Genomic DNA, 24,153 nt, shown 5'->3' with positions numbered 1-24,153 from the left:
GAAGGACGAACACCTTGCTCACGATCGACCACATCTCGCTGGGATCCCGCAACATTTACGCGGGCACCGAACAGCTCTGCAAGGAAACGGGGTTCGGACAGTACGAGGGGGGCTGGTTCCCCCACCTCGGCATCGCCAACCGCATCGTCCCGCTGGGACCGGACCAGTACATCGAGGTAGAGAGCGTCATCGACGCCTACGCACCGCAGACCAACCCCAACGCCCGCTGGTTCTACGACCAGATCGAGGGCGGCGACGTGTTCATCGGCTGGTGCCTGCGGGTCGACTCGCGCGACGAGCTGGAGAAGCTGGCCGAGCACTTCGGCACCGACATCATAGACAAACCGCTGCGCAAGCGGACGGACGGCGTGCAACGCAACGCGATCCGCGTTCCCGAGACCATTCCCTGCTGGCAGCGGGGAGTGCCCAACGTGTTCCTGATCGAAGACCTCGCCGAACACCCGGCCGCCCAACCGCGCAACGGGCAGCGGAACACGCCCCAGGGCATCACCTGGATGGAGGTCGGTGGCACCGCGGCGGACATGCGTGCGTGGCTGGGCGACGGCGCCGCCGACCTTCCCTTGAAGTACAACGGCGGACGTCCCGGTCTGTACGCGGTCGCCGTCGCCACGGACGAGGGCGAGGTGGTGATCCGCCGCACGGCGGTCACCGAGCCTCGGCAATGTGCGTGAGCCCACTTGGTCCCGCACCGCGCACCCGCAGGTCGTCGCCACGGGGACCGCGCTTCCGACTCACTCGGCCAATTCGGAGCCGGGCGGACGGCCTGCCTACGTCCCGCGCCCGGGAAACCAGCTTGTCCGGGGCTGCAGCGGTGATACGCCGTGAGCCGCGACCGTGGGACGGTGCCGGCGCCCAGTGGGCACGGCTGACCTCGGCCCGGCTGTTGGTGGGATGGCCGCCGACGCGGTGCCAAGGGGCGTCCTGCGTCGACAGGCAGCGACGGTGGGCCGGTGGGTGCCGGTTTCTTGGGCGAAATTCGCGGTGGGATCGGCCAGCAGCGAGGCTGGGTGTGAGGAGAAGCCGCGAGGCTCGGGTCGTGAGTCGCCTCGCCGTCAGGTGATGTGCCGCAGCAGCGCGGCGACTGCCGGGGGTGCCTCGCCGGGAGGTCTCACCACCATGATCTTCCAGTTCGGCGCGTGCCGGTCGAACCGGTACTGGGGCAGATCGGGGAAGCGGGCTGCGATCGACTTGGGCATGATGCAGATACCCAAGTCGTTGCGGACCAGTTCGGCTGCCGCGACGATGTCGTTCACCTCGAATGTCGTGCTGCGGTCGACGCCTGCGGCACGGAAGGCCCGATCGACCGCGTAGCGGATGGCCCAGCCGGGTGTGAAGTCCACTATCGGCAACCGGGCGACGTCGGCGAGTCGGACCTCGCCGTTCGGTGTCGTCCCGGCGATGACCCGCCGGGACGACACAACCAGCACCATCTCCTCGCGGGACAGCAGCCGGGTCGTCAGTCCTCGCTGCTGTTGGCGGTCGAGCGCCACCACGGCCAGATCCACCGTGCCCTCGCGCAGCGCCTGCCGGATGTCGGCCACCGCCGCCTGCCTCAGTTGGACCACCACACCTGGGTGCTCCGCCCGCAGCGCGGCCAGGGCGTGGTGGAGACCCGCCCAGACCCCCTGCATTGTGCCGACCGTCACCCGCCCGCGCAGCTGTCCCTGTACGGCGTCGACCGCCTCCCGTGCCAGTTCGGCGGCGCGGAGCGCCGCGCGTGCGGCGGGGACGAACGCCTCGCCGGCCGGTGTCAGGGCGACGCGGTGCGTCGTGCGGTCGAACAACGGCGTGCCCAGCTCACGTTCGAGGCCCCGGACCGTGCTGGATACGGCGGACTGGACCACGTGCAGCCGCCTTGCCGCCGCCGTGAACCCGCCCGCATCCGCCACCGCGACGACGACCTCCATCTGCCGCAGATCCATCATCCGCTCCCGATCAAACAGCGCTCCGTCCAATACAGAGACGACGATCTTCGATCCTTGCTGCATCGTATGCGGACGACGTCGTCGTCCGGGGCCGGCTCATGCTCCTTCAGGCACGCGCTCCGGCACCTTCGGACGCGGACCGGCGGGATCCTTCAGACGCGGACCGGCGGGATCCTTCAGGCGCGGACGAGCGGGGTGTCGACCAGATGCTCGGCCAGGAACCAGGCCTGCAGTTCCCCGGTCCTGATCACCTGTGAGACCAGGAGATCGTTGGTGCCGTCGTCACCCAGCTCACCGGTCCGGGCGGCGGCGTCGTGGGCCTCGACGAGGATGGTCTCGTGGGCTTCCAGCAGCCGTGACAGCATCGCCGGCACTTCCTCCACTCCGTCCGGAGGCCGCGGGATCGATGTGATCTCCGCGACGTGCCTGGGGTCGCCCACCGCGACGCCGCCCAGGGACTGGACGCGTTCGGCGATGGTATCGACGATTTCCAGCTGCTCCCCCGCGTGCTTGTCGAGGACCAGGTGCAGTTGGTAGAAGGTCGCGCCGCGCATCAGCCAGTGATGCTTCTTGTAGAGGCCGTAGAGGATCTGAGTGTCCGCCAGGACCTTGTTCAGGCGCTGGCAAGAGTACATCCGCGCCTCGTAGGACAGGCCGATCGGGAACTGCTTGACGGTGCCGAACTCCTGGATCACCTCGCCCCTCTGGTGCAGCCACGGCTGGCTGCTGCTCACGGGCTTGGTAATGGTGGTCATGGTTCGCCTCCTGTGGTGCCGTGCTGTGCGTTCCCGAGTGACGCTAGGTGCCCAGACGCAGGGCGCATTGACCGGGAGCGCATGCGGTGGTGTCCGCCAGTGCACAGTGCGCGGTGTGCCGTGCCAAGCGTTCGCTTTCGGGCAAGCCCCCGTGCGCTGTCGGGCACGGGCCTTCGGCCGGCCGATCTAGCGTCGGCAGGACGGCCCACGTCCGTGGAGCCCGAGGCACGAGGAGAGGCAGGCATGAGCGCGAACGAGCAGGCGGATGTGGTGGTCGTCGGGCTGGGGCCGGGCGGTGAGTACGTCGCGGGCACGCTGGCCGAAGCTGGGCTGGACGTGGTGGGGGTCGAGGCGGAACTCGTCGGGGGTGAGTGTCCGTACTGGGGGTGCGTGCCCAGCAAGATGATGATCCGGGCCGGGAATCTGCTCGCCGAGGCGGGCCGGGTGCCCGCCCTCGCCGGCGAAGCGGTCGTGACGCCGGATTGGGGCAGGGTCGCCGGGCGTATCCGCGGCGAGGCCACTGACGACTGGAACGACCAGGCCGCCGCCGGCCGTCTCGCGGACAAGGGCGGCCGGCTCGTCAGGGGGACGGGCCGTCTCTCCGGGCCGCGCCGGGTGGTGGTCGGCGACCGCACGTTCGAAGCCCGGCGTGGTGTCGTGCTGGCCACCGGCACGCGGCCCCGGATCCCCCCGGTGCCGGGCCTCGAGGGAACGCCGTACTGGACCAACCGGGATGCCATGGCGGCCAAGGAGCTGCCGGAGTCGATGGTCGTGCTCGGCGGGGGTGCCATCGGTGTCGAACTCGCCCAGGTCTTCGCCCGCTTCAAGTGCGCGGTCACGGTGATCGAGGGGCAGGACCGGCTGCTGTCGCAGGAGGAACCGGAAGCCGGGGAGCTGGCCGCGGAGGTGCTGCGGGCGGACGGAGTCACCGTACTCACGGGTGCTCGGGCACGGCAGGTCAGCCATGACGGCACCGAGTTCACCATCCGCCTTGAGGGTGACGGGGAGTCGCTTCGTGCCGAACGGCTTCTGGTCGCCACCGGGCGCTACGCCGACCTGGCCGCGCTGGCGGTCGACACGGTGGGGCTGGATCCAACGGCGGGAGCCGTGAACACGGACGGGCAGATGCGGGCGGGGGAGGGGCTGTGGGCGGTCGGCGACATCACCGGCCGAGGTGCCTTCACCCATGTGTCGATGTACCAGGCGCAGATCGCCGTCCGGGACATCCTCGGACAGCCCGGTCTCGACGCCGACTACCGGGCGCTTCCCCGCGTCACCTTCACCGATCCGGAGATCGGGGCCGTCGGGTTGACGGAGCGGCAGGCGCGTGAGCGGGGGCTGCGGGTACGCACCAGTGTGCTGCCCATCGCCTTCTCCACGCGAGGCTGGATCCATGGGCCGGGCAACGAGGGGCTCATCAAGCTTGTGGAGGACGCGGACCGGGGCGTGTTGATCGGCGCGACGTCGGCGGGGCCGGCGGGAGGCGAGGTGCTCTACGGACTGAACGTGGCCGTCCACGCCGAAATACCCGTCGACCGGCTCCAGCACATGATTTACACGTATCCCACCTTCCACCGGACGGTCGAGGCCGCGCTCGGAGCCCTCCGCTGAGCCGCCCCCCGATCGCCCACGCGGCCCCCGCGCCCAGGCGATGGCGTAGCATGCCGGGCCGCGACCCCGGCGAGCCGCACAGGGCCGCCACCTCGCTGGAGCTTCTCTTCGACCTGTGTTTCGTGATCGCGGTGGCGCAGGCGTCCGGGAGTCTGCACGAGGCGCTGACCGACGGGGAGTACGCCACTGGTGTCCTGCGCTTCGCGCTGGTCTTCTTCACCATCTGGTGGGCGTGGATGAATTTCACCTGGTTCGCTTCCGCCTACGACCCGGACGACGTCCTGTACCGGTTGACGGTGTTGGTCCAGATCACGGGGTCGCTCGTGCTTGCCGCAGGCGTTCCCCGCGCGTTCGAGGAGGGTGACCTGCTGGTCATCACCATCGGATACGTCGTGCTGCGCACGGCGCTGGCCGCCCTGTGGCTGCGCGCCGCGTGGTCCGACCCCGCTCGGCGGCCGACCACCCTGCGCTTCGCCGCTGGGGTGACGGTGTGTCAGATCGGCTGGGTCGGGCTGCTCGGTCTCCCGGCCTCGGCGCGGCTGCCGGGCATTGTGGTGCTGATCATCGCCGAGGTCTCCGTCCCGGTGTGGGCACAGTCCGCCGGGATGACCACATGGCATCCGCGCCACATCGCCGAGCGCTACGAACTCTTCACCCTCATCGTCCTCGGAGAGTCCGTCGCGGCGGCCACCGTCGCCGTCCGGGGAGCCTTCGACCGGCACCACGGCACCGGCTCGCTGTACGCGGTGGCGGCCGGTGGCCTGTTCATGGCCTACGCCATGTGGTGGCTGTACTTCGCCAGATCCGCGCACACCCTGCTTGCCACGACGCACCAGGCCCACCGCAGGAGATTCACCTGGGCCTACGGCCACTACCTGATCTTCGCTTCGGCGACCGCCGAGGGAGCCGGCCTGGCCGCGTACGCCGATCACGTCACGCGTCGCACGGACGCCTCGCCGTTGGCCGCGGGCGCGGCGGTCACCGTCCCCGCGGCCGTCTTCCTGATCACTGTCTGGGCCGTACACCTCCGGCCCCATCAAAGAACCGTGGACGAGTGGATTCCGTATCCCGTCGCGGCTGTCGGCGTCCTGCTGGCCGCTTTTTTCCCGGCACCTGCCTTCGCCGCCGGTGCGCTGCTGGCGGTCCTGGCCGTGGTGGTCACGGTGCAGCGCCGGTGAAGAAGCCCGCGGCGAGATCTCACCCTGTGCCGGGACCGAAGGCCGCGCGGCGGCACTCACCGTGTGGTGAGTGCCGCCGCGCGGCCGCCCTACCGCCCGCGCCTCGTCAGCTCGTCGCGCGTACCGCATCGCGGATCAGTTCGGCGACCTCCTTGGGCCGGGACACGGCCACGGCGTGCGAGGCGCCCTCGATCTCGACGATCGTCGCCCCGGCCCGCTTGGCTCCGAAGCGCTCGACCTCGGGGTTGATCGCCTGGTCCGCGCCGGCCACGAGCGCCCAGGAAGGCTTGGTCTTCCACGCGGCGGCCGAGGCCGTCTCCGTGAATGCCGAGGCGGCCAGTGGACGCTGCGCCACCGCAAGGACCTTGGTGGCGGCGGCCGGGACGTCGGCGGCGAAAATGTCCGGGAACGCCTCGGCCTTGATGGTGACTTCGACGGCAGGCTCCGATCCCTCCGCGGGGTACGTCGCCTCCTTCAGGTTGCTGACGAGCGGCGAGAGGGGGAAGCGGCCCTGCAACTCGCCCAGGCTCTCGCCCTCTTCGGTGACGTAGGCCGCTACGTAGACCAGCCCGACGACGTTCTCCGCAGCGCCTGCCACGGAGATGATCGCACCGCCGTAGGAGTGGCCGACGAGCACCACCGGACCGTCGATCTGAGCAGCCACGGACGCGATGTACGCGGCGTCGGACGCCAGGCCGCGCAGCGGGTTCGGTGGCGCGACCACGGGGATGCCGTGGTTCTGCAGTTCCGCGATGACCCCGGTCCAGCTGGCGGCGTCCGCGAAGGCTCCGTGCACGAGAACAGCTGTGGGGGTGGGGTTCGTGGTCATGTTCGGGTTGTTCTCCCTGTTGTCGGGGGCTTTCGGAGGTCGGCGTGGAGCGCGGTATCAGCCGGTGTGGAGCGCGGTGCGCAGGGTGTCGGCGGCCAGCGTGATGGCGGCCTGGGCGGCGTGGGTCTCGCGCAGGGCGTTGAGCATGACGAAGTCGTGGATGATGCCCTGGAAGCGGACGGCGGTGACGGGGACGCCGGCTTCGCGCAGCTTGTTGGCGTAGGCCTCGCCTTCGTCGCGCAGCACGTCGGCCTCGCCGGTGATGACCAGGGCCGGCGGCAGGCCGGTGAGCTGTTCGGTGGTGGCCCGTAGCGGGGAGGCGGTGATCTGGGCGCGGTCGGCCTCGTCGGTCGTGTACTGGTCCCAGAACCACTGCATGCCGTCGCGGCGCAGGAAGTAGCCCTCCGCGAACTGGTGGTAGGAGCCGGTGTCGAAGTTCGCGTCGGTGACCGGGTAGAACAGCACCTGCTGCACGAGCGGGATGTCGCCGCGTTCCTTGGCCATCAGGGTCAGTGCGGCGGTCATGTTGCCGCCGACGGAGTCGCCGGCGACGGCCAGCCGCGAGCCGTCCAGGTTCTTGGACGCGCCCTGCTGGACGACCCACTTCGCGACCGCGTAGTTCTGCTCGATGGCGACCGGGTAGCGGGCCTCGGGGGAGAGGTCGTATTCGGGGAAGACCACGGCGGCGTTCGAGCCGACGGCGAGTTCGCGTACGAGGCGGTCGTGGGTGTGGGCGTTGCCGAACACCCAGCCCGCGCCGTGGATGTAGAGGATCACCGGCAGGGTCCCTTCCACGCCGGCGGGGCGCACGATGCGTGCGCGGACGCTGCCCGTCGGACCGCCCGAGACGGTGATCCATTCCTCGTCGATCTGCGGCTTGTCGGTCTCGCCGGACTGCACCTCGTCGACCGCCTTCCGGCCCTCGGCGGGCGGCAGGTCGAACAGATAGGGCGGATTGGCGGTCGCTTCGGCGAAAGCAACTGCCGCCGGCTCCAGCACGGGCTGCACCGGCTCTACAACGTCGGACATGTGAGTCTCCTGAGTTTCATGTGATGTGCCGGCCCCTCCGGGCCAGACATGGAGATCTGCGGGGCCGTCGATCCTTACGCTAAAACCCTGAAGGCGGCGGAGATTGACCGTCAGTGCACCAGATTTGACCTCACAACGCATAGAAACGGGGCGCAGTGCACTGTCGGGACGAATGCTGTGCACTGTCGGGACACACGGATGCTTCGGCTCGAAATAGCCTGGTGGCGAAGCAGCTGCGGGCTGCCGGAGTTGGTGTTGTGCATCGCACAGAAGGCCCACCTGGAATTCATTTCGGTTGAGCGTAGACGCATTGATTGCGTGTTCTCCCGATTCTCTCTGCCCGCCGCTGTCGCCGCAGTTGGAAGTCGATGCAGATGGAAATCGACACTGTTCATGCCGCAGGAGGTTGTCTAAAGGTGTCCACGATGCCGGTCGGTGGGCTGGTTCCCAGCGCCACCGACGACGCAGCGGACCTCATTGTCCGCAACGCGAAGATCCACACCGGAGACCCGGGGCGCCCGCAGGCCGAGGCGATCGCCATACGGGACGGCGTCATCACGGTCGTCGGCGACGACAAGGACGTGGCCGGCCGTGTCGGCCCGGCCACGAAGGTGGTCGACGCTCTCGGCCGCCGGATGATCCCCGGCCTCAACGACTCCCACCTGCACGTCATCCGGGGTGGGCTCAACTACGTGCTGGAGCTGCGTTGGGACGGCGTTCGCACGCTGCGCCAGGGCCTGGCGATGCTGCGTGAACAGGCGGCCCGCACGCCGAAGGGCCAGTGGGTTCGGGTGGTGGGGGGATGGTCGGCCGAGCAGTTCGCCGAACGGCGGCTGCCGACCGTCGCCGAGTTGAATGCCGCCGCGCCGGACACGCCGGTGTTCGTTCTGCACCTGTACCAGTCGGCGGTGCTCAACCGGGCTGCGCTCAAGGCCGCCGGATACACCAGGGACACCCCCGATCCGAAGGGCGGTCAGATCGTACGGGGCCGGGACGGTGAGCCCACGGGTATGCTGCTGGCCGCCCCGAGTGCTCTGATTCTCTACTCGACTCTGGCCAAGGCCCCGGTGCTGGAGGGCGAGGACAAGAAGACCTCCACCCGTCACTTCCTGCGGGAACTGAACAGGTTCGGGCTCACGTCGGCGATCGACGCAGCGGGGGGATTCCAGAATTTCCCCGACAACTACAGCACGGTCGTCGAACTGGCCAAGGCCGGTCAACTTTCGCTGCGCATCGCCTACCATCTTTTCCCGCAGACCGCCGGTCAGGAAATCGACGACCTCGCCCGCTGGATCGAAATGGCCCGCCCCGAGGACGGGGACGAATGGCTCCGCCTCAACGGTGCGGGAGAGAATCTCACCTGGGCGGCAGCAGATTTCGAGAACTTTGCCCAGCCGCGCCCGGAACTCGCTCCCGGCTATGAGACAGAATTCGAGAAGGCCGTACGTCTGCTCATGGAGAACGGCTGGGGATTCCGGCTGCACGCCACCTACGACGACACCATCCGACGCGATCTCGCGATATTCGAAAAGTTGGCCGCGGAAGGACTCTTCCCGGCCGGAAACCGGTGGCTGTTCGACCATGCGGAGACAGTCTCCGCGGACAGCCTCGACCGCATCGCCGCCCTCGGCGGCGCCATGTCCGTGCAGAATCGCCTGTCCTTCCAGGGCGAGGCGTTCGTACGCCGCTACGGCCCCGGCGCCGCAGCGGACGCCCCTCCGATCCGGGCCATGCTGGAGCGCGGTCTGACCGTCGGCGCCGGCACCGATGCCACCCGGGTCTCGACCTACAACCCGTGGATCGCCTTGCACTGGCTGATCACCGGCCGCACCGTCGGCGACCTGGTCATGCGCCCGCCGCACAACCGCGTCGACCGGCAGACTGCGCTGTCGATGTTCACCGAAGCAGGGGCCCGGCTGACCGGCGAGGAGGACGTCAAGGGCGTCCTGCGCCCGGGCTTCCTCGGCGACCTCGCGGTCCTGTCCGAGGACTACTTTGCCGTGCCCGAGCCGGACATCGTGCACATCGAGTCCCTGCTGACGGTCGTCGGCGGCCGCATCGTCTACGCCGCCGCCGAGTACGAGGGCCTCGACGAGGAACTGCCGCCGGTCCGCCCCGAGTGGAGCCCGGTCGCACACTTCGGCGGCTACCAGGCCACGCCCGGTACCGGCTCGTCGGGCGCCCGCCAGGCCGAGTCGCTTGGCCTGGCCGTCGCGGAGTCGGAGCAGCACCGACAGTGGCGCGCCCGACGAGGTCTGGCCCCGGATACCGAGAGCACGGTCTTCGACCCCTGCTTCTCGCTCTGATCTCCCGGGAGAGGCCCGGTCACGAGCCGCCTCTCCCGGGGCACCACCCCCCACCTCTCGCCGTCGAACAGACGGCTTTGCTCAGCAGCGGACGCCCGTCCGCGATCACATCACTCATGGAAAGGCCCTCTCATGGTCAACATCTCCGAAGTCACCGCCGCCCCCGGTCCCGACCTGCTGACCCCCGACAACTGCGCCGTGCTGTTTGTGGACCACCAGCCGCAGATGTTCTTCGGCACCGGCAGCGGCGACCGCACCGCCATCATCAACTCGACCTTGGGCCTGGCCAAGGCGGCCAAGGTATTCGACGTTCCGGTGGTCCTGAGCACCGTGGCCGCCGAGTCCTTCTCGGGTCCGATCATGCCTCAGTTGGCCGCTGTCTTCCCCGACCAGAAGATCATCGACCGCACCACGATGAACGCCTGGGAGGACAGCAACTTCGTCGAAGCCGTCAAGGCGACGGGCCGCAAGAAGCTCGTCATCGCCGGGCTGTGGACCGAGGTCTGCGTCGTACTGCCCGCGCTGTCCGCCATCTCCCAGGGCTACGAGGTCTACGTCGTCACGGACGCGTCCGGCGGCGTCAGCCCGCAGGCGCACGAGCACGCCATCCAGCGCATGGTCCAGGGCGGCGCGATTCCGGTGACCTGGGTGCAGGTGCTCCTTGAGCTCCAGCGCGACTGGGCGCGGACGGAGACGTACGTCCCCGTCACGGAGGTGGTGAAGGAGCACGGCGGGGCCTACGGCCTGGGCCTGGTCTACGCGCAGGCCGTCATCGGCGCCCACGCGGCCGGCTGACTCTTCACCTGAGCATCGACGGAACGTCAGGAACAGGCAGGAACGAATGGACACCGGACTGTTGGTCCTCCGACTCGTGGCGGGGCTCCTCATCGCCGGGCACGGAGTGCAGAAAGTCAGTTTCCGCCTCGGCGGCAACGGCTTGGCGGGCGGAACCGAGGAGTTCCGCCATGACGGCTTCCGCGGCGGCAGGCTCACCGCGCTTGCCGCGGGCGGCAGCCAGATCGGCGCCGGCCTGTTCCTGGCGGCCGGTCTGCTCACTCCCGGGGCGGCGATGGCCGCCATGGGAGTGATGACGGTGGCCGGCACCGTCAAATGGCACAACGGGCTCTGGGTCCAGAACGACGGCTACGAGTACCCCATGGTCCTCGTCGTGGCCTCCGCGGTCCTGGCCCTCACCGGACCCGGCCGCTGGTCGGCCGACCACGCCCTCGGACTGACCCCCTGGCCCCTGTGGGTCTCGGTCGTGGCCATCGTGGTCGGACCGGTGAGCGGACTGCTCACCCGTGTGCTGCTGCATCGTCCCTCAGTCAAGGAAGGAACAACTCAGTATGCGCAAGCTGCTGATTGACGCGGCCCGCACGCTGGCTCCGCCCAAGGGGGACAGGCACGGCCCGTTGCCGCCGCTCATGCTGATGCTGACGGTGGCGACCGGCCTGGTCGACGCCGTCAGCTATCTGGGGCTCGGGCACGTCTTCGTCGCCAACATGACCGGCAACGTGGTCTTCCTCGGGTTCGCCCTGGCAGGCGCCGACGGCCTGTCCGTGCTCGCCTCCGTCGTGTCGATGGCCGCGTTCCTCGTCGGCGCGCTGGCGGGAGGCCGGTTCGGCACCCGGTTCGCGGAGCACCGCGGGCGGCTGCTGACCTTCGCCACGGCGCTTCAGGCGTTGCTCGTCGCCGGGGCGGTCATCACGGCCGTGGTCTCGCACGGCAGCGTGACCACCGAGGTCCGTTACGCCCTGATCGTGCTCCTCGGCCTCGCCATGGGGCTGCAGAACGCGGTCGCCAGACGCCTCGGGGTCCCGGACCTGACCACGACCGTGTTGACCCTGACCCTGACCGGACTGGCCGCGGACTCCACCCCGGCGGGCGGGGCCGCACCCCGGCCCGGCCGGCGGATCCTGTCCGTACTGGCCATATTCCTCGGAGCCCTCGCCGGCGCCGTGCTTCTGGCACACACCGGACTCGTCCTGGTCCTGGTCCTGACGTTGGTGCTGCTCGTGGTGACGTCCGTGGCTGCCCACCGCCTCTCGGCCTCCGACGCCCCCTGGGTCAAGCCGCAGGCGTGAACTCGGCGCCGGCCCCGCAGGAGGGGCCGGCGCTCTCGTCAGTGACCCGCGGGACCACAGACGTTGCACTCCTAGTCGACGGCACCCGCGACCGTCTGCGGCCACCCTCGGCCATGCCCGCACGGCACCCGGGACACCGCCGGAAGCAAGGTGTCCGTGCCCCATACCGGTAGGGACCGACGTGAACACCGCACTGCCACCGAAAGACTTCCCGGAGTCCGATTCAGCCTGGGCCCCGCTCGCGGCGCGTGTCTTCCGGGCGCTGTGGATCGCACAACTGGTTTCCAACATCGGCAGTTGGATGCAGACCGTGGGCGCCCAGTGGCTACTGATCGGCCACGACGCCGCCCTGGTGACGCTCGTGCAGACCGCGTCCAGTCTCCCCGTCGTGCTGCTGGCTCTGCCTTCTGGCGTGCTGGCCGACCGTTTCGACCGTCGCACGGTGCTGCTGACCGCTCAGTTCGCCATGCTCGCCGCCTCCACCACGCTGTCGGTGCTGGCGTTCGCGGACGCGCTCACTCCGGCCTTGCTGCTCGGTCTCACCTTCCTGCTGGGATGCGGCACCGCTCTGATGGGCCCGGCCTGGCAGGCCATCCAGCCGGAACTCGTGGAACGCCGCCAGTTGGGACAGGCGGCCGCGCTCGGCGCTGTGAACATGAACCTCGCTCGCGCCCTCGGCCCGGCACTCGGGGGAGCAGTGGTCGCGGCAGCAGGCGCGGGTTGGGTCTTCGCCTTCAACGCCGCCTCCTACCTCGGCACCGCGGCCGTTCTCGCATTGTGGAGACGGCCCGGGGCGGAACCGCCGACTGCGCAGGGCGAGAAGCTCCTGACGGCTCTGCACGCCGGCCGCCGCTACGTGTGGAACGCGCCCGGCGTCCGCCGAGTCCTGCTGCGCACGGTGCTGTTCATCCCCGGCGGCGCCGCGCTGTGGTCGCTGCTTCCACTGGTCGCGAGCCGCTCCCTCGGCCTGGGCTCGGGTGGGTACGGGGTGCTGCTCGGTGCGGTCGGAGCCGGTGCTGTGAGCGGGGCCTTCGCACTGCCCGCGATCCGCCGCGCTCTGGGCGTCAACGGCACTCTGGCCGCAGGGGCCCTCGTCTTCGCCGGAGTCCTGGCGGTACTGGCCACGGTCCGGGTCCCATGGCTCGCGGCGGTCGTGCTGCTGCCCGCCGGTGTGGCCTGGATCGGCGTGCTGTCCACCCTCAACGCGGCCGTCCAGGCGCGGCTGCCCGGCTGGGTCAGGGCCCGGGGACTCGCCGTCTATCTCCTGGTCTTCCAGGGCGGGCAGGCGTTGGCGGCACCACTGTGGGGTGCGCTGGCCGACGGGCCGGGGCTGGCCGTCTCCCTTCTGGCCGGCAGCGGTCTGCTGCTGCTCGGCGCGGTGAGCGTGCGCCGCTGGCCGCTGCACGGCACGGACGGCATCGACCCGTCCCCGTCCGACCATTGGCCCGTTCCGCCCCTGGTGTTCGAGCCCGGACCGGCCGACGGCCCCGTGCTGGTCTCCGTCGCGTACCGGATCGCGGCCGCGAACAGGGCCGCCTTTATCGACTGCATGGACCATGTGGCCCGTTCACGCCGGCGCACGGGAGCCCTCAGCTGGGGCCTCTACCAGGACGGCAACGATCCGGGCCGGTTCGTCGAGAACTACCTGGTCGCGTCCTGGTCGGAGCATCTCGCCCAGCACCACAGCCGGCTCACGGCCACCGACCGTCGTCACGAGGAGAGGGCCCGCCGACTGCTTGTCGAGGGCACCGCGCCGGAGGTGACCCATGCCTTCGACGCTGCCGCGGGACCCGTGGTGCCCGAGACGGGCGACGCGATGACGGCCCCGGGGCCTCGATGCCCACCGGGAGAACGGCCAGGAACGGGCACGTCCGAGTCAGCCCACGCCTAAGCCTGCGGCTGAATGGGCGACATGCCCGTCTGCGCACCGATTCCTAATGGAGTTGTCAAGCAGCCAAGGCGACGGGCGATATTGGTTGGTAGCACCGTCCGTCGCGCAGAAGGGCCCACAGGACGTTGACTCGTCGGCGTGCGAGGGCCATGACGGCCTGGCTGTGTCTTTTGCCTTCGGCGCGCTTGCGGTCGTAGAAGCGACGGGACTCGTCGCAGCGGCGGATGCCCGGTTTCGATGTCGTCTGATTTCGTTTCGAAACGTCAGCAGCGATTCACTTGCGTTCGTCTTCCAGGTCCCCACCTGACGCCTCTTACGGCGCCTTTTCCTCATCGCTCACCACGACGGTCTTCAACCAACGCGGCATGAGGGGGTTTGAAGCCTCCCCCCCCCCGCAGGGCGGCTTCGAAGGGCCACAAAACCTTCATCTTCCGCACAGCACCACTCTCGGAAGCTGTCCTACTGTCAACTCCCCTTCGTGTTCAGGACACAATCCCCTGCGAAATACCGGGCCGCCTTGCGGAGGATGTCCCGCTCCTCCTCCAGCTCGCGGATCCTCTTCCGCGCGGCCGCCAGCTCCGCCTGAACCGCGTCACCACCCGGCCGCGGCGCCGCCGCGGGCGTGGAGTGAGCACCGGACCGACGTCCGTCAGCGGCCCTGATCCAGTTCCGCAGCGTCTCGGTGTCCACCCCGAGGTCGGTGGCGACCGACTTGATCGTCGCTCCCGGACGCGACCGGTACAGCGCGACCGCGTCCGCCTTGAACTCGGCGGGGTAGTGCTTCATCCCCACAGGGACTCCGTTCTCCTGGACCATCAAGATCCAAGTCTCTCCGGTGTCCAAAACCCGGGGTCAGGGCCCCTCCGCTTCTCCCCCCACACCCCGCCCGAGGTCTTGCAGCAGGTCTCGTTCGAGCTCGCCGAAGGGCTCGGCCACAAGACCCCCGCCCCCGGCCTCCGAGCGGCACCCACGGCCTCCGCAGCACCGGCTCCGGGGCTGCCCGCCGCTCGCCGCTCGCAGTCCACTGCCCGGGGCCGGTGAGCCGGGGCCTCCGAGACGGGGTCACAGCGGTCACCTCTCATGAAGTCTTGGGGAATTCGCCAGTACTGCATCGACGCCAGGCCGCGCGGGCTGATTGGGGCCATCAGCCCGAAGGGTTCTTCCGTGACGCCGAACGCCGCCCGCAGCACCCCGTTGTCTGTTGCCAGTCAAGGGGGCGTCGACGGCCCCGGTCCGCCTCATCAGACGATTCGGTCAGCGGACTTGTCTTGTTGAGGTCGGCGCGGTGCAGGCCGCGTGGGATGCGCCCCGACCTCGCCACCGACAACATCACCTGAGCCGGGCAGCGACACACTCCGTTGCTGCGCGGGCTGGTTCGACTTCGTGAACGCCGCTGTCCCGGCCGGATTGTATGGCTACGCTCGCCGCCATGGCGATACGTGGAGCTGGCGCAGGCGTCCGGCGCGGGTGCGGGTCGTGTAGCGGACTTCGGCGATGAGACGCGGCAGTACCCATTGGGCTCCGGTGACCGGTGGGTCTCGGTGAAGGTGCAGGTGTCGACGGAGGCTGCGGCGAGGGTGGTGCGTTCGGTGTCGCTCCATCCGGTGCCGACGCTGCGACGTACTGCAGGGTGCCGTCCGGGTGGCGTTGGCCGAAGAGGGCGCCGGGGAGGCCGTACGGTCATACTAGCGGCAGTACGCGATAGATCCCCGGCAGCGGGACGAGCCGACTGCGGCCCCGCTGCGTGCGAGTATGACCGCGCTCGCGGGACTGCCGCACCGGCACTGGTCGTCACGGCGGAGGCCGACGCCACCAGGGACGAGGCGGAGGCGTACGCAGACCGGCTGCCTCGGGCTGGTGTCGCCGCGCCCGCGGCACGATTCCAGGGCACGGTCCACGACTTCGTGTCACTGACCGCGCTGCGCGCCAGCCCGTCGATGCGGGCGGCCGTACGGCTCGGCGGCAGGTTCCTCCACGCTCGCCTGCGGTGAGAGCGGCCGAGGACGCATGGCGGGTCCCCGGCCGGCGCGCGGCGGGGACGCCACCTGCCCGCCGTCGCAGGAGCATGAGCCGGGGTACGGGATATTGGACAGAGCACCAGTCGGGTGACTGATGGCGACGACAGCTGATGGTTCGAGACTGGAATTCCTACTGTTCCGACGCTCCCCAGGGAGCGTCTGCACGACCATGACGAGAGGTCATGATGTCCGTCGTACTCTCCGTCCAGCCGCTGCCTCCGTCCGAGCGGGCCGACTACTGGCAGAGCATCGTCTCCGACACCTTGGTTCCGATGGACGTCACGCTGCACGAGCGCGAGCCCGCGATGGGGACGATAACCGTCGATACGCTCGGCCCTCTCCAGATCTCGGTGGTCGAGGCAGGCCCGGCGAGCGTGTCGCGCCACGCCTCCCTGATCTCCAGGGGCGGAGCGGAGTACATGACCATCACGCTCCAGCACCAGGGAACCGGGCGGCTCACTCAGGACGGGCGCCAGGCCCTGGTCCGCCCCGGTACTTTTACCTGCTCCGACGCCGGCCGGCCCTACGGCAGGGAACAGCCGGACAACTACCGGTTCACATCGATCCGGGTGCCGAAGGATGTGCTGGCCGTGACGGACACCGAACTGCGGGCGATCACGGGGACCGTCTTCGACAGCCACTGCGGCACGTCCGGAGTCGTCGCAGGCCATCTGGAACGTCTGGCGGACCGGGCGGCCGGGTTCGACCCGTACACAGGCCGGCAACTCGCGATGACTGCCGTCGATCTGCTGACGGTGCTGGTGCGCGAGCGGCAGGGGCTACTGAACCCCCACGCGTCGGAGGTGGCCCGCGGGATGCTGGCCCGTATCAAGGAGTACATCCTGCGACACCTGGCCGATCCAGGTCTCTCTCCGGAGATGATCGCGTGCGCGCACCATATGTCTGTCCGGTATCTGCACAAGATCTTCCAGGCGGAGGGGACCACGGTGAGCCGTTGGATCCATCGCGAGCGCCTGGAGAGGTGCCGACGGGAGCTGTCCAGGCAGTCGAGGTCCGCACCTACCGTCTCGGCGGTGGCTCAGCGCTGGGGCTTCGTGAACCCGTCGCACTTCAGCCGGGCCTTTCGCACCGCGTACGGGATGTCACCCAGGGACTGGCAGTCCAGCACGCGCCACGTGTGAACCGAGGCGACGCTCCGCTGGGCCGCACCGCACGGACGGGCCCGTGCGAGCGTGCCGATCCCGCCTTGGCGGGGGCGGGATCTCACGGACGCGGCCCGGGGAGCGGGCCAGTGAGCGGTGGATCGGACCGCGTCCTGGATGAGCTCGGCCAAGCGCTTGGGCTGGGTGAGCATGACCATGTGTGAGGAGTCGACCTCGGTGGTGGTCATGCTGGCACGCTCGTAGCCGTAGCGCTCCATATCGGGGTTGAGGGTCCGGCCGGAGGTGGCGATCAGGGCCCACGAGGGCTTGGTCTTCCATGCCGCGACCGGCGCGGTCTCCGTGAAGGCCCGTGCGGACAGCGGGTGCCGGGAAACGGCGAGCACCGCAGCGAACTCGGGGTCCACATCCGCGGCAAAGAGGGTCGGGGAAGTGCTCGACCGGCACCGAGACGTCGGTGGCGGTCTCGTCAGAGCCCGCCACGGGGAGGGGCGTGCAGACGAGCGCGTCGGCGAGGCCCGTGCCGGGGGCGCCCTTGCAGCTAGCCGAGGCTCTCGCCCTCCTCCAACGCGCATCCGGCCAGGTAGACCAGCGCCTGGACGTTGTCCTCTGTGCCGGCGACGGTGATGACGGCGCCGCCGTAGGAGTGCCCGACCAGGACCACGGGGCGCCTGGGATCGCACGTACCATCGAGGCGATGTAGGCGGCGTCGTTGACGAGGCTGCGGTCGGGTACGGCCGGGGCCACCACCTCCAGGCTGGCTGCCGTCAGTCCGGGAGTGACGCGGGAGAGCGGGAGGCGTCGGCGACGGCGCCGTGGACCAGGACGACGGTGGGATCTACGGGTCAGGACATGAGACTCCTCGGTGTGCGGCTGTGGCCTGGAAGGTTGGGGCTCGGCGTGGTTCGCAGGCCGAAACCGTGCGGGGTGCACCTCGGGCACCCGGTCGGCGTACTCGGGGTGCTTGCCGATCCACCCCGGATGAAGGGGCAGTACGGCAGGACGCGCAGCCGGCATGCCCGGGCGTCGTCGAGGGCTTCCCGGGCGAGCAGCCCGCCAGGCCACGGCCGGCGAACCGGGCATCGGTCCCGGTGTTGGATGAAGGCGATCTCGTTCTGCGAGAGGCGGTATTCGACGAAGCCGGCGGTCTCGGTGCCGTCGTCGCCGACGAGGATCTAGTACCGGTCTGGGGGGCGGTCCACCACGTGCGGTTCCATGGGTGCTCCTGCGCGGTCGCGGTGTACAGGGTGTCGGTGGTGTTCAGAGCGTGCGGCGCACGCCCGCCTGGCGTTCCGGGTTGCGGAGCCGGACCGCGAGATCGCTCTCCACGGCAGCATGGGCGGGGCCGCTGCGGCCGATGGGTGAGACCTAACAGACCAGTGGCGGCCCAGCGGTGCAGGGAAACCGCCAGGACGACCCACAGCGCGCGCTTGGGCCGGGTCACGGCGGTCATCAGCGCCCCGAAGCAGAGGAGCGCCAGATGGAAGACGCACAGGCCGTCGGCCGCGCCGCTGAACATGACGAGTGTGTAGGCCGGCCAGCTGTCGGCGAAGGCGGGCAGTACGCACAGGGCGACGGTGCCACGAGCTGCGTCCTCGAAGAACCCGAGCTGCATTCATCCCGTCATCACGGAGGCGATCGCCACCGTGAAGAAGCCCAGCGACACCGGTGAGGCGATGGGGCGCAGGTTGATCCGGGTCATCGACCGGAGGTCCACCTCGAAGCGGCGCCTCGGGGCGGCGTCCGGCCCGTCGGCAGGCCCGGGCGTCCGGCCGGCCTGCGCGAACGCGTCACCCCCCTCGGAGGCCGTCTCGCCGCGGGCCCCGCCAGGCGCCGGCGCCTGGCGGCTTGCCGCCCGCATCCCCCACCCCGTCGGCACCGAACAGAAGGGTCTCCCCTGTGATCCGCGCCATGATCGTCGACGACCACGCCCTGGTCTGCCTCGGCCTGGCCGACTTTCTCAACGCCGACGACAGCTCGAAGTGGTCGCCCAGGCCGCCTACAGTCTCCAGGTCATCGAACAGGCCACCGCATCGATGTCGCCCTCGTCGACGTCCGCATGGACGCATTACCGCCACCACCCGGCTCCACGCTCTCCCCCACCCCCGAAGGTGATCACTCTCACCACCTTCGACCTCGACGAGCACGTCTACAGCTCCCTGCCGCCGGAACCGACGGATTCCTCCTCAAGGACACCGATCCCGCCGAAATCCTGCGAGCCACCTCGTGGCCGCCGGTTCCGCCATGCTCCACCCGTCCGCGGCCCGCCGCCTTATTGGCCGATACCACGTCGCCAACCAGCCTCGGGCCACTGCGGCGCAGGCCCTCCTGGGCCAGCTCACCCGGCGCGTACGCGACGCGTTGGCCCTCCTCGCGCAGGGCGACACCAACGCCGACATCGCCGCCCGCCTCGCCATGCGCGAGAGTTCGGTGAAGGCCCACGTCAGCCGCATCCTCACCACCTTTGACGTCAACAACCGCGTCCAGGCCGCCCTCCTCGCCCGCGATGCCGGACTCACCTCCTGACCGGCTGGATTTTTCCCAGCGAAGCGGTCGCGCGAAGACGCCGCCTTCGGCCACGCCCTTGCCCTCAACGGAACCCGATGGGGACCGACGTTGAGCAAATCCCACTGACCGTAAGGGACTCCATGGTCACGTGGAGTCGCGTATGTTCCCTATCCGATCTCTATTGCCGGTTGGACTTAATCAGGCCCGACTGGTCTGCGTCAGGCGGACGAGTCTGGCGAGGTGCTCTCTGTCGAGGCCGGCTGCGGTTGGCGTTCAACGGCCCAGTAGGCAAGAGCGGCCAGCGGGAGAGCGGCGCCCAAGCCGGTCAGGCCGGCCCAGCCGGCAGCGTGGTAGACGGTCGCCCCGAGCTGGGAGCCGATCGCACCGCCGACGAAGAACATGGCGATGAAGGCGCTGTTGAGGCGGGCGCGGGCGGTCGGGTCGAGCTGGTAAACGGTGTGCTGTCCCAGGATCAGTGTTGTCTGCACAGCCATGTCGATCAGGATCGCAGCCAGGGCGATCAGGACGATACTGTGCCCGCCCAGACCCGCGACAGCAAAGGCCAGCGCGGTCACAAGGAACGCAGCCCCGGTCATGGGACGTACGAGTCCTCGGTCGGCCCAGTGCCCAGCGAACGGTGCGATGGCTGCTCCGGCCGCGCCCACGAGGGCGAAGACGCCGACTCCGACCGGTGAGTAGTGGAAGCGGGGACCGGTCAGAACAAACGAGACAGTGGTCCAGAACGCGCTGAACGCGCCGAACATCGCCGCCTGGTACAGCCCTCGACGCAGCAGCGCGGGATGCGTGCGCACCAGCTGGACGGTGGAGCGCAGCACGTGGTGGTACGGAATGGATGTGGTGGGTGCGTGCTGTGGCAGGGCCGCACGCAGGGCCACCGTGAGCACGGCCATCAGAGCGGCGGAGCCGAGGAAGACGACGCGCCAGCCTGCGATGTCGGAGACCAGGCTGCTCAGGGTTCGGGAGAGCAGAATGCCGGCAAGTAGACCGCTCATGACCCGTCCGACGATGCGGCCCCTGGCATGGTCCGGGGCCAGGTTCGCCGCGAAGGGCACCAGGATCTGAGCCACGACGGAGGTGGCACCGCTGATCATCGACGCGATCAGCAGCATGGGGAAGCTCGTGGCGAGGCCGGCTGCCACGAGGGCGAGGGCCGTGATCATCAGGAGGACGGTGACCAGATTGCGCTTCTCCAGCCGGTCGCCGAGCGGAACCAGGAAGATCATGCCGAAGACGTAGCCGACCTGGGTGAGCGTGATCAGTATCCCGGCCGTGGCTGTGCTGATGTGGAAGACACCGCTCAGCGAGGACAACAGAGGCTGGGCGTAGTAGAGGTTGGCGACCGTCGTCCCGGACGCGACGGCCAGGAGCGCGACCAGCCAGCCTGGCACGCCTTGTGAGGCCCCCATGGACCGGGGCGAAGTGCTGAGGTTAGACCTTGTGGACATGTGCACCTTCTTTCGTCACGCAGGCACAACCACGGGAACGCAGCTTTCCCTTCCTCACCAGGAGCGATGATCGGGGATATCAGTCATCTCATGCAGAGATGACCAGCAGCGTCGCCCGGTACCTGTTGGGCATGCAATAGCGGAAACGATCAACGTGACAGCACGGCTGCCAGCCACTGCCGGATCTCAGGGGTCACGGGGTCGGTGATGTCGTCGAACTCGTCATGCTTTTTGAGGAACTTCGCGACGTAGGGGCAGACAGGCACGATGCGCTGCCCCGAGGCGCGGACGTCGGTCAGCGCCTGCTGCACGAGCTGTGAGGCCAGGCCCAGCCCGGCGTAGGAGTCGTCGATTTCGGTGTGGTAGAAGACGCGCTGGTCGGCGCTGTCGCGGTAGGCGGTGAAGCCGGCGACCTTGCCGTCCACCAGGATCTCGTAACGGTGCTTGTCGGCCACTCGCTGAACGGTCGGAGCGTCGGTGGGTCGTGTCATTGCGTGCCTCTCAGGCGTGTCGGGATTGTGCGTGGAGTGAGGGTTGCGTGGGGCAGAGCGTGCGACGCTGTCATGGCGGCGGCCGACTGTCTCCACCTGTGAAGGAGTCCTGACCGAGTGGAGGCGGGCCTCAATGGGCTGCCTCGAAGTACTGCTGGAAACGCCGCGCGAGGTGGCCGTTACCGGGTCACGTCGCCCCATGGCGAGCATCGTCAGCTGCTGAGCAGCGCGCTCAGGATGGCGTCCCAGTCGATCCGCGCATTTTCCTCGCCCGGAGGGACGGCTTCCCACGTGCGCACCAGCCATTCACGCAGGGGCTCGCTGGGTACGTCCAGGAGGGCTGAGCCGCTGGTTCCTCGCAGGAGCATCCGCACTTCGGGTCTGTTGCTGCAGCGACACGGTGGCCAGATGCGGACGTCGCCGTCGCCGGATGGCTTGTTCAGGCCCGTCTGAAGAAGGTCTCGCGCAAAGGTCCACTGGGCGTTCTCCCAGTCGCCATGGCTGGACACTTCAAGGAGCGCGGTGAAGGGACTTTGCGGGTCGTAGACGAGGCGTGCCGACAACGGCACCGCCTCGGTGGAAGTAATCACCAAGTCGACCGCGAGATCCACGGTGATGACGCCGTTCGGTGGTCGTCCCCCTTCGTCGCGAAGCGGTTGTGTGCTCATGACGATTCTGCCTTTCGACGTTCAACGGACGCTGGAAGCAGCCCATCAGGGCTGTCAATGAACCCCTGCCCCTTCCCTTTAGGCTGGGTGCCGGGCCTGCGAATGACGTCAGTCCCGGAGCGGCGCTCGGCCTCGGTTCGTCCGCCCCAGACGCCGAAGTTCTGATCGGATGTCATGGCGAAGAGGCCGCAGGGATCACTTACGGGGCACCTACGGCAGATGGCGCGTGCCGCCTCCTCGCGTCGACGGCGTGTATGGCCCCGCTCGCCGGTCGGCGAGAAGAAGACTGAGCTGTCCATACCGCGGCATGCGGCGCCGGCCTGCCATTCCCATACCCGCAGGAGCGGCTTGGTCTGTGGCTTGGTCTGTGGCTTCATCGAATTCTCCTTCCATATAGCTGCGGAGCTGTTGGGGGAGGAACAGTTCCATGACCTGACGGGGAATGCGCTGGCCGGGACTATGGCTTCAGCGCGGCGAGCTGCGCCTCGAAGGGCACCACGGCGGGGCTCTCGCCGGCCGACTTCCTGACCGTGGACAATCCGGTCATCAGTGCCGCCAGTTCGCCCGCGGCCCGTTCGATCCGGCCGTCGAGCCCTTCAGCGCCCCAGTCCTCGGAGGCGGCGTACACCCCGGTCGGAACGACGACGGCCCTCAGGTACGCGAAGAGCGGGCGCAGCGCGTGGTCCAGGACCAGGGAGTGCCGAGCGGTGCCGCCGGTCGCGGCGATCAGCACCGGCTTCCCGGCCAGGGCGCCCTCGTCGTGCACGCTCAGCGCGTCGAAGAAAGACTTGAACAGCCCGCTGTACGACGCGGAGAACACCGGCGTGACGACGATCAGGCCGTCGGCCGCCGCCACCGCGTCGAACGCGGCGCCCAGCGCCCGCCCCGGGAACCCGTTGGTGAAGTTGTGCGCGATCTCCACGGCGAGGTCGCGCAGCTCGACCACGGTCACGTCCGCCGAGGTCCGCCCGGCGGCCCGGGCGGCCAGCCGGTCGCCGAGCAGCCGGGTGGAGGACGGAACGCTCAGCCCTGCCGAGACGACGACGAGCTTCATGCGCGGACTCCTTCTTTCGCGGTGGCCAGCAGCGACGTGTGGGTCGGCGCGTCCGGCACATCGGCCGGACGGTCCTTGGCGAACTCCTTGCGCAGCACCGGCACGACCTCCTCGCCGAGCAGGTCCAGCTGCTCCAGCACGGTCTTCAGCGGCAGCCCCGCGTGGTCCATCAGGAACAGCTGGCGCTGGTAGTCACCGGCGTACTCGCGGAACGACAGCGTCTTCTCGATCACCTGCTGCGGCGAGCCCACCGTCAGCGGCGTCTGCTCGGTGAACTCCTCCAGCGACGGGCCGTGCCCGTAGACCGGCGCCACATCGAAGTACGGCCGGAACTCACGCACCGCGTCCTGCGAGTTCTTCCGCATGAACACCTGCCCGCCCAGACCCACGATCGCCTGCTCCGGCGTGCCGTGCCCGTAGTGGGCGTACCGCTCCCGGTACAGCTCGACCATCTGCTTGGTGTGGTCGGCCGGCCAGAAGATGTTGTTGTGGAAGAAGCCATCACCGTAGTACGCGGCCTGCTCCGCGATCTCCGGCGAACGGATCGAACCATGCCACACGAACGGCGGCACCCCGTCCAGCGGCCGCGGCGTGGAGGTGAACCCCTGCAACGGGGTACGGAACTTGCCCTCCCAGGTGACGACGTCCTCACGCCACAGGCGGTGCAGCAGGGCGTAGTTCTCGATGGCCAGGTTGATGCCCTCCCGGATATCCTTGCCGAACCACGGATACACCGGGCCCGTGTTGCCGCGCCCCATCATCAGGTCCATCCGGCCGTCGGCCAGGTGCTGGAGCATCGCGAAGTCCTCGGCGATCTTCACCGGGTCGTTCGTGGTGATGAGGGTGGTGGAGGTGGACAGGATCAGCCGCTCCGTCCGCGCCGCGATGTAGCCGAGCATCGTGGTCGGCGACGAGGGCACGAACGGCGGGTTGTGGTGCTCGCCCGTCGCGAAGACGTCGAGCCCGACCTCCTCGGCCTTCAGCGCGATGGCGACCATGGCCTTGATGCGCTCACGCTCGGTCGGCGTACGGCCTGTGGCCGGGTCAGGGGTGACATCACCGACGGTGAAGATGCCGAACTGTGTGGAAGTCGTTTCGCTCTTCTGGGGCACTCGGAATTCCTCTCGGGTGAATACGAGCTGAGTGGACGGCTGTAGTGCAGTGCCCGGCCTGGGCGTCCGTCAGGGTGTGACCGGGG

At 69.1% G+C, this 24,153-nt stretch carries 22 protein-coding genes and 3 pseudogenes; 11 read left to right on the top strand and 14 right to left on the bottom strand.

Annotation, left to right across the window (positions count from 1 at the left end; translation table 11 throughout):
• Window positions 1-14: 14 nt before the first annotated feature.
• Window positions 15-692 (top strand): VOC family protein, encoded by a 678-nt coding sequence (locus tag IEZ15_RS33675; protein ID WP_189280743.1) that lies wholly within the window; start codon window positions 15-17, stop codon window positions 690-692.
• 381 nt (window positions 693-1,073) lie between these two features.
• Here IEZ15_RS33675 and IEZ15_RS33670 read toward each other — a convergent pair whose 3' ends face one another.
• Both IEZ15_RS33670 and IEZ15_RS33665 read right to left on the bottom strand, forming a co-directional pair.
• A complete protein-coding gene (locus IEZ15_RS33670; protein ID WP_189280742.1) occupies window positions 1,074-1,943 on the bottom strand; it encodes a LysR family transcriptional regulator in 870 nt (289 codons plus the stop codon).
• Between the two features lie 179 nt (window positions 1,944-2,122).
• Window positions 2,123-2,701 carry a Dps family protein gene (locus IEZ15_RS33665; RefSeq protein ID WP_189280741.1) on the bottom strand — a complete coding sequence of 193 codons (579 nt, stop codon included), beginning with the start codon at window positions 2,699-2,701 and terminating at the stop codon, window positions 2,123-2,125.
• A 243-nt stretch (window positions 2,702-2,944) separates the two neighbouring features.
• Here IEZ15_RS33665 and IEZ15_RS33660 point away from each other — a divergent pair, with 243 nt between their 5' ends.
• Complete coding sequence (locus tag IEZ15_RS33660) at window positions 2,945-4,312, top strand: dihydrolipoyl dehydrogenase family protein (protein ID WP_189280740.1); 1,368 nt, start codon at window positions 2,945-2,947, stop codon at window positions 4,310-4,312.
• Window positions 4,313-4,362: 50 nt separating this feature from the next.
• On the top strand, window positions 4,363-5,490 hold the full coding sequence (locus IEZ15_RS33655; protein ID WP_189280739.1) for a low temperature requirement protein A: 1,128 nt from the start codon (window positions 4,363-4,365) through the stop codon (window positions 5,488-5,490).
• 106 nt (window positions 5,491-5,596) lie between these two features.
• Here the strand turns inward: IEZ15_RS33655 and IEZ15_RS33650 are convergent, their stop codons facing one another.
• Window positions 5,597-6,319, bottom strand: coding sequence for an alpha/beta fold hydrolase (locus IEZ15_RS33650; RefSeq protein ID WP_189280738.1), 723 nt, complete (start codon window positions 6,317-6,319; stop codon window positions 5,597-5,599).
• Window positions 6,320-6,376: 57 nt separating this feature from the next.
• Entirely contained in the window at window positions 6,377-7,348 is a 972-nt protein-coding gene (locus tag IEZ15_RS33645; RefSeq protein WP_189280737.1) for an alpha/beta hydrolase, read from the bottom strand.
• Window positions 7,349-7,764: 416 nt separating this feature from the next.
• On the opposite strand from IEZ15_RS33645, the gene IEZ15_RS33640 reads away from it, so the two are divergent.
• From IEZ15_RS33640 to IEZ15_RS33620, 5 genes are all read left to right on the top strand, one after another.
• Window positions 7,765-9,654, top strand: a complete 1,890-nt coding sequence (locus IEZ15_RS33640) for an amidohydrolase (protein ID WP_189280736.1) — start codon at window positions 7,765-7,767, stop codon at window positions 9,652-9,654.
• 132 nt (window positions 9,655-9,786) lie between these two features.
• Window positions 9,787-10,449, top strand: coding sequence for a hydrolase (locus tag IEZ15_RS33635; RefSeq protein WP_189280735.1), 663 nt, complete (start codon window positions 9,787-9,789; stop codon window positions 10,447-10,449).
• Between the two features lie 46 nt (window positions 10,450-10,495).
• Window positions 10,496-11,020, top strand: a complete 525-nt coding sequence (locus IEZ15_RS33630; RefSeq protein WP_189280734.1) for a DoxX family protein — start codon at window positions 10,496-10,498, stop codon at window positions 11,018-11,020.
• Window positions 11,001-11,738, top strand: coding sequence for a YoaK family protein (locus tag IEZ15_RS33625; protein ID WP_189280733.1), 738 nt, complete (start codon window positions 11,001-11,003; stop codon window positions 11,736-11,738). Before IEZ15_RS33630 ends, IEZ15_RS33625 begins: the two co-directional genes overlap by 20 nt.
• A gap of 181 nt (window positions 11,739-11,919) precedes the next feature.
• Window positions 11,920-13,629 (top strand): MFS transporter, encoded by a 1,710-nt coding sequence (locus IEZ15_RS33620; protein ID WP_189280732.1) that lies wholly within the window; start codon window positions 11,920-11,922, stop codon window positions 13,627-13,629.
• A gap of 55 nt (window positions 13,630-13,684) precedes the next feature.
• On the opposite strand, the pseudogene IEZ15_RS33615 reads toward IEZ15_RS33620, so the two are convergent.
• Window positions 13,685-13,837 (bottom strand): annotated as a pseudogene (locus tag IEZ15_RS33615) (IS110 family transposase); the annotation flags it as partial.
• A gap of 257 nt (window positions 13,838-14,094) precedes the next feature.
• A complete protein-coding gene (locus IEZ15_RS33610) occupies window positions 14,095-14,415 on the bottom strand; it encodes a transposase (RefSeq protein ID WP_229846281.1) in 321 nt (106 codons plus the stop codon).
• A gap of 653 nt (window positions 14,416-15,068) precedes the next feature.
• On the opposite strand from IEZ15_RS33610, the gene IEZ15_RS47700 reads away from it, so the two are divergent.
• Both IEZ15_RS47700 and IEZ15_RS33600 read left to right on the top strand, forming a co-directional pair.
• Entirely contained in the window at window positions 15,069-15,620 is a 552-nt protein-coding gene (locus tag IEZ15_RS47700) for an alpha/beta hydrolase (RefSeq protein ID WP_444545164.1), read from the top strand.
• A 209-nt stretch (window positions 15,621-15,829) separates the two neighbouring features.
• A complete protein-coding gene (locus IEZ15_RS33600; RefSeq protein WP_189280730.1) occupies window positions 15,830-16,789 on the top strand; it encodes a helix-turn-helix domain-containing protein in 960 nt (319 codons plus the stop codon).
• A gap of 113 nt (window positions 16,790-16,902) precedes the next feature.
• Here IEZ15_RS33600 and IEZ15_RS47800 read toward each other — a convergent pair.
• Window positions 16,903-17,592, bottom strand: a pseudogene (locus tag IEZ15_RS47800) (alpha/beta hydrolase); the annotation flags it as partial.
• Between the two features lie 791 nt (window positions 17,593-18,383).
• Window positions 18,384-18,629, bottom strand: coding sequence for a hypothetical protein (locus IEZ15_RS45425; protein WP_229846280.1), 246 nt, complete (start codon window positions 18,627-18,629; stop codon window positions 18,384-18,386).
• A 38-nt stretch (window positions 18,630-18,667) separates the two neighbouring features.
• Between IEZ15_RS45425 and IEZ15_RS33585 the strand changes: the two are divergent.
• Window positions 18,668-19,294 (top strand): annotated as a pseudogene (locus tag IEZ15_RS33585) (response regulator).
• 200 nt (window positions 19,295-19,494) lie between these two features.
• Here the strand turns inward: IEZ15_RS33585 and IEZ15_RS33580 are convergent.
• From IEZ15_RS33580 to IEZ15_RS33555, 6 genes are all read right to left on the bottom strand, one after another.
• On the bottom strand, window positions 19,495-20,742 hold the full coding sequence (locus tag IEZ15_RS33580; protein WP_189280729.1) for an MFS transporter: 1,248 nt from the start codon (window positions 20,740-20,742) through the stop codon (window positions 19,495-19,497).
• A 149-nt stretch (window positions 20,743-20,891) separates the two neighbouring features.
• Entirely contained in the window at window positions 20,892-21,233 is a 342-nt protein-coding gene (locus tag IEZ15_RS33575; RefSeq protein ID WP_189280728.1) for a GNAT family N-acetyltransferase, read from the bottom strand.
• A gap of 212 nt (window positions 21,234-21,445) precedes the next feature.
• Complete coding sequence (locus IEZ15_RS33570) at window positions 21,446-21,901, bottom strand: SsgA family sporulation/cell division regulator (RefSeq protein WP_189280727.1); 456 nt, start codon at window positions 21,899-21,901, stop codon at window positions 21,446-21,448.
• Complete coding sequence (locus tag IEZ15_RS33565) at window positions 21,898-22,278, bottom strand: WhiB family transcriptional regulator (protein WP_189280726.1); 381 nt, start codon at window positions 22,276-22,278, stop codon at window positions 21,898-21,900. Before IEZ15_RS33565 ends, IEZ15_RS33570 begins: the two co-directional genes overlap by 4 nt.
• A gap of 80 nt (window positions 22,279-22,358) precedes the next feature.
• Window positions 22,359-22,955, bottom strand: a complete 597-nt coding sequence (locus IEZ15_RS33560; RefSeq protein ID WP_189280725.1) for a CE1759 family FMN reductase — start codon at window positions 22,953-22,955, stop codon at window positions 22,359-22,361.
• The gene (locus IEZ15_RS33555) at window positions 22,952-24,067 is read right to left on the bottom strand and encodes an LLM class flavin-dependent oxidoreductase (RefSeq protein WP_189280724.1); all 1,116 of its coding nucleotides are present in this window, start codon (window positions 24,065-24,067) and stop codon (window positions 22,952-22,954) included. Before IEZ15_RS33555 ends, IEZ15_RS33560 begins: the two co-directional genes overlap by 4 nt.
• Window positions 24,068-24,153: the final 86 nt, after the last annotated feature.

It is taken from the genome of Streptomyces atratus (genome assembly GCF_014648655.1).
Classification (GTDB): domain Bacteria; phylum Actinomycetota; class Actinomycetes; order Streptomycetales; family Streptomycetaceae; genus Streptomyces; species Streptomyces atratus.
The sequence above is the reverse complement of the archived record's forward strand: the minus strand, read 5'-3'. Positions and strand labels throughout refer to the sequence as shown.

Bases quoted from the DNA above. Each gene is read 5' to 3' on its own strand.
- IEZ15_RS33570 (WP_189280727.1), bottom strand. From the start codon at position 21,901: ATGAGCACACAACCGCTTCGCGACGAAGGGGGACGACCACCGAACGGC.
- IEZ15_RS33580 (WP_189280729.1), bottom strand. From the start codon at position 20,742: ATGTCCACAAGGTCTAACCTCAGCACTTCGCCCCGGTCCATGGGGGCC.
- IEZ15_RS33635 (WP_189280735.1), top strand. From the start codon at position 9,787: ATGGTCAACATCTCCGAAGTCACCGCCGCCCCCGGTCCCGACCTGCTG.
- IEZ15_RS33630 (WP_189280734.1), top strand. From the start codon at position 10,496: ATGGACACCGGACTGTTGGTCCTCCGACTCGTGGCGGGGCTCCTCATC.
- IEZ15_RS33600 (WP_189280730.1), top strand. From the start codon at position 15,830: ATGATGTCCGTCGTACTCTCCGTCCAGCCGCTGCCTCCGTCCGAGCGG.
- IEZ15_RS33560 (WP_189280725.1), bottom strand. From the start codon at position 22,955: ATGAAGCTCGTCGTCGTCTCGGCAGGGCTGAGCGTTCCGTCCTCCACC.
- IEZ15_RS33670 (WP_189280742.1), bottom strand. From the start codon at position 1,943: ATGGATCTGCGGCAGATGGAGGTCGTCGTCGCGGTGGCGGATGCGGGC.
- IEZ15_RS33645 (WP_189280737.1), bottom strand. From the start codon at position 7,348: ATGTCCGACGTTGTAGAGCCGGTGCAGCCCGTGCTGGAGCCGGCGGCA.
- IEZ15_RS33650 (WP_189280738.1), bottom strand. From the start codon at position 6,319: ATGACCACGAACCCCACCCCCACAGCTGTTCTCGTGCACGGAGCCTTC.
- IEZ15_RS33665 (WP_189280741.1), bottom strand. From the start codon at position 2,701: ATGACCACCATTACCAAGCCCGTGAGCAGCAGCCAGCCGTGGCTGCAC.
- IEZ15_RS33575 (WP_189280728.1), bottom strand. From the start codon at position 21,233: ATGACACGACCCACCGACGCTCCGACCGTTCAGCGAGTGGCCGACAAG.
- IEZ15_RS33565 (WP_189280726.1), bottom strand. From the start codon at position 22,278: ATGAAGCCACAGACCAAGCCACAGACCAAGCCGCTCCTGCGGGTATGG.
- IEZ15_RS33655 (WP_189280739.1), top strand. From the start codon at position 4,363: ATGCCGGGCCGCGACCCCGGCGAGCCGCACAGGGCCGCCACCTCGCTG.
- IEZ15_RS33610 (WP_229846281.1), bottom strand. From the start codon at position 14,415: ATGAAGCACTACCCCGCCGAGTTCAAGGCGGACGCGGTCGCGCTGTAC.
- IEZ15_RS33625 (WP_189280733.1), top strand. From the start codon at position 11,001: ATGCGCAAGCTGCTGATTGACGCGGCCCGCACGCTGGCTCCGCCCAAG.
- IEZ15_RS33660 (WP_189280740.1), top strand. From the start codon at position 2,945: ATGAGCGCGAACGAGCAGGCGGATGTGGTGGTCGTCGGGCTGGGGCCG.
- IEZ15_RS45425 (WP_229846280.1), bottom strand. From the start codon at position 18,629: ATGCGGGCGGCAAGCCGCCAGGCGCCGGCGCCTGGCGGGGCCCGCGGC.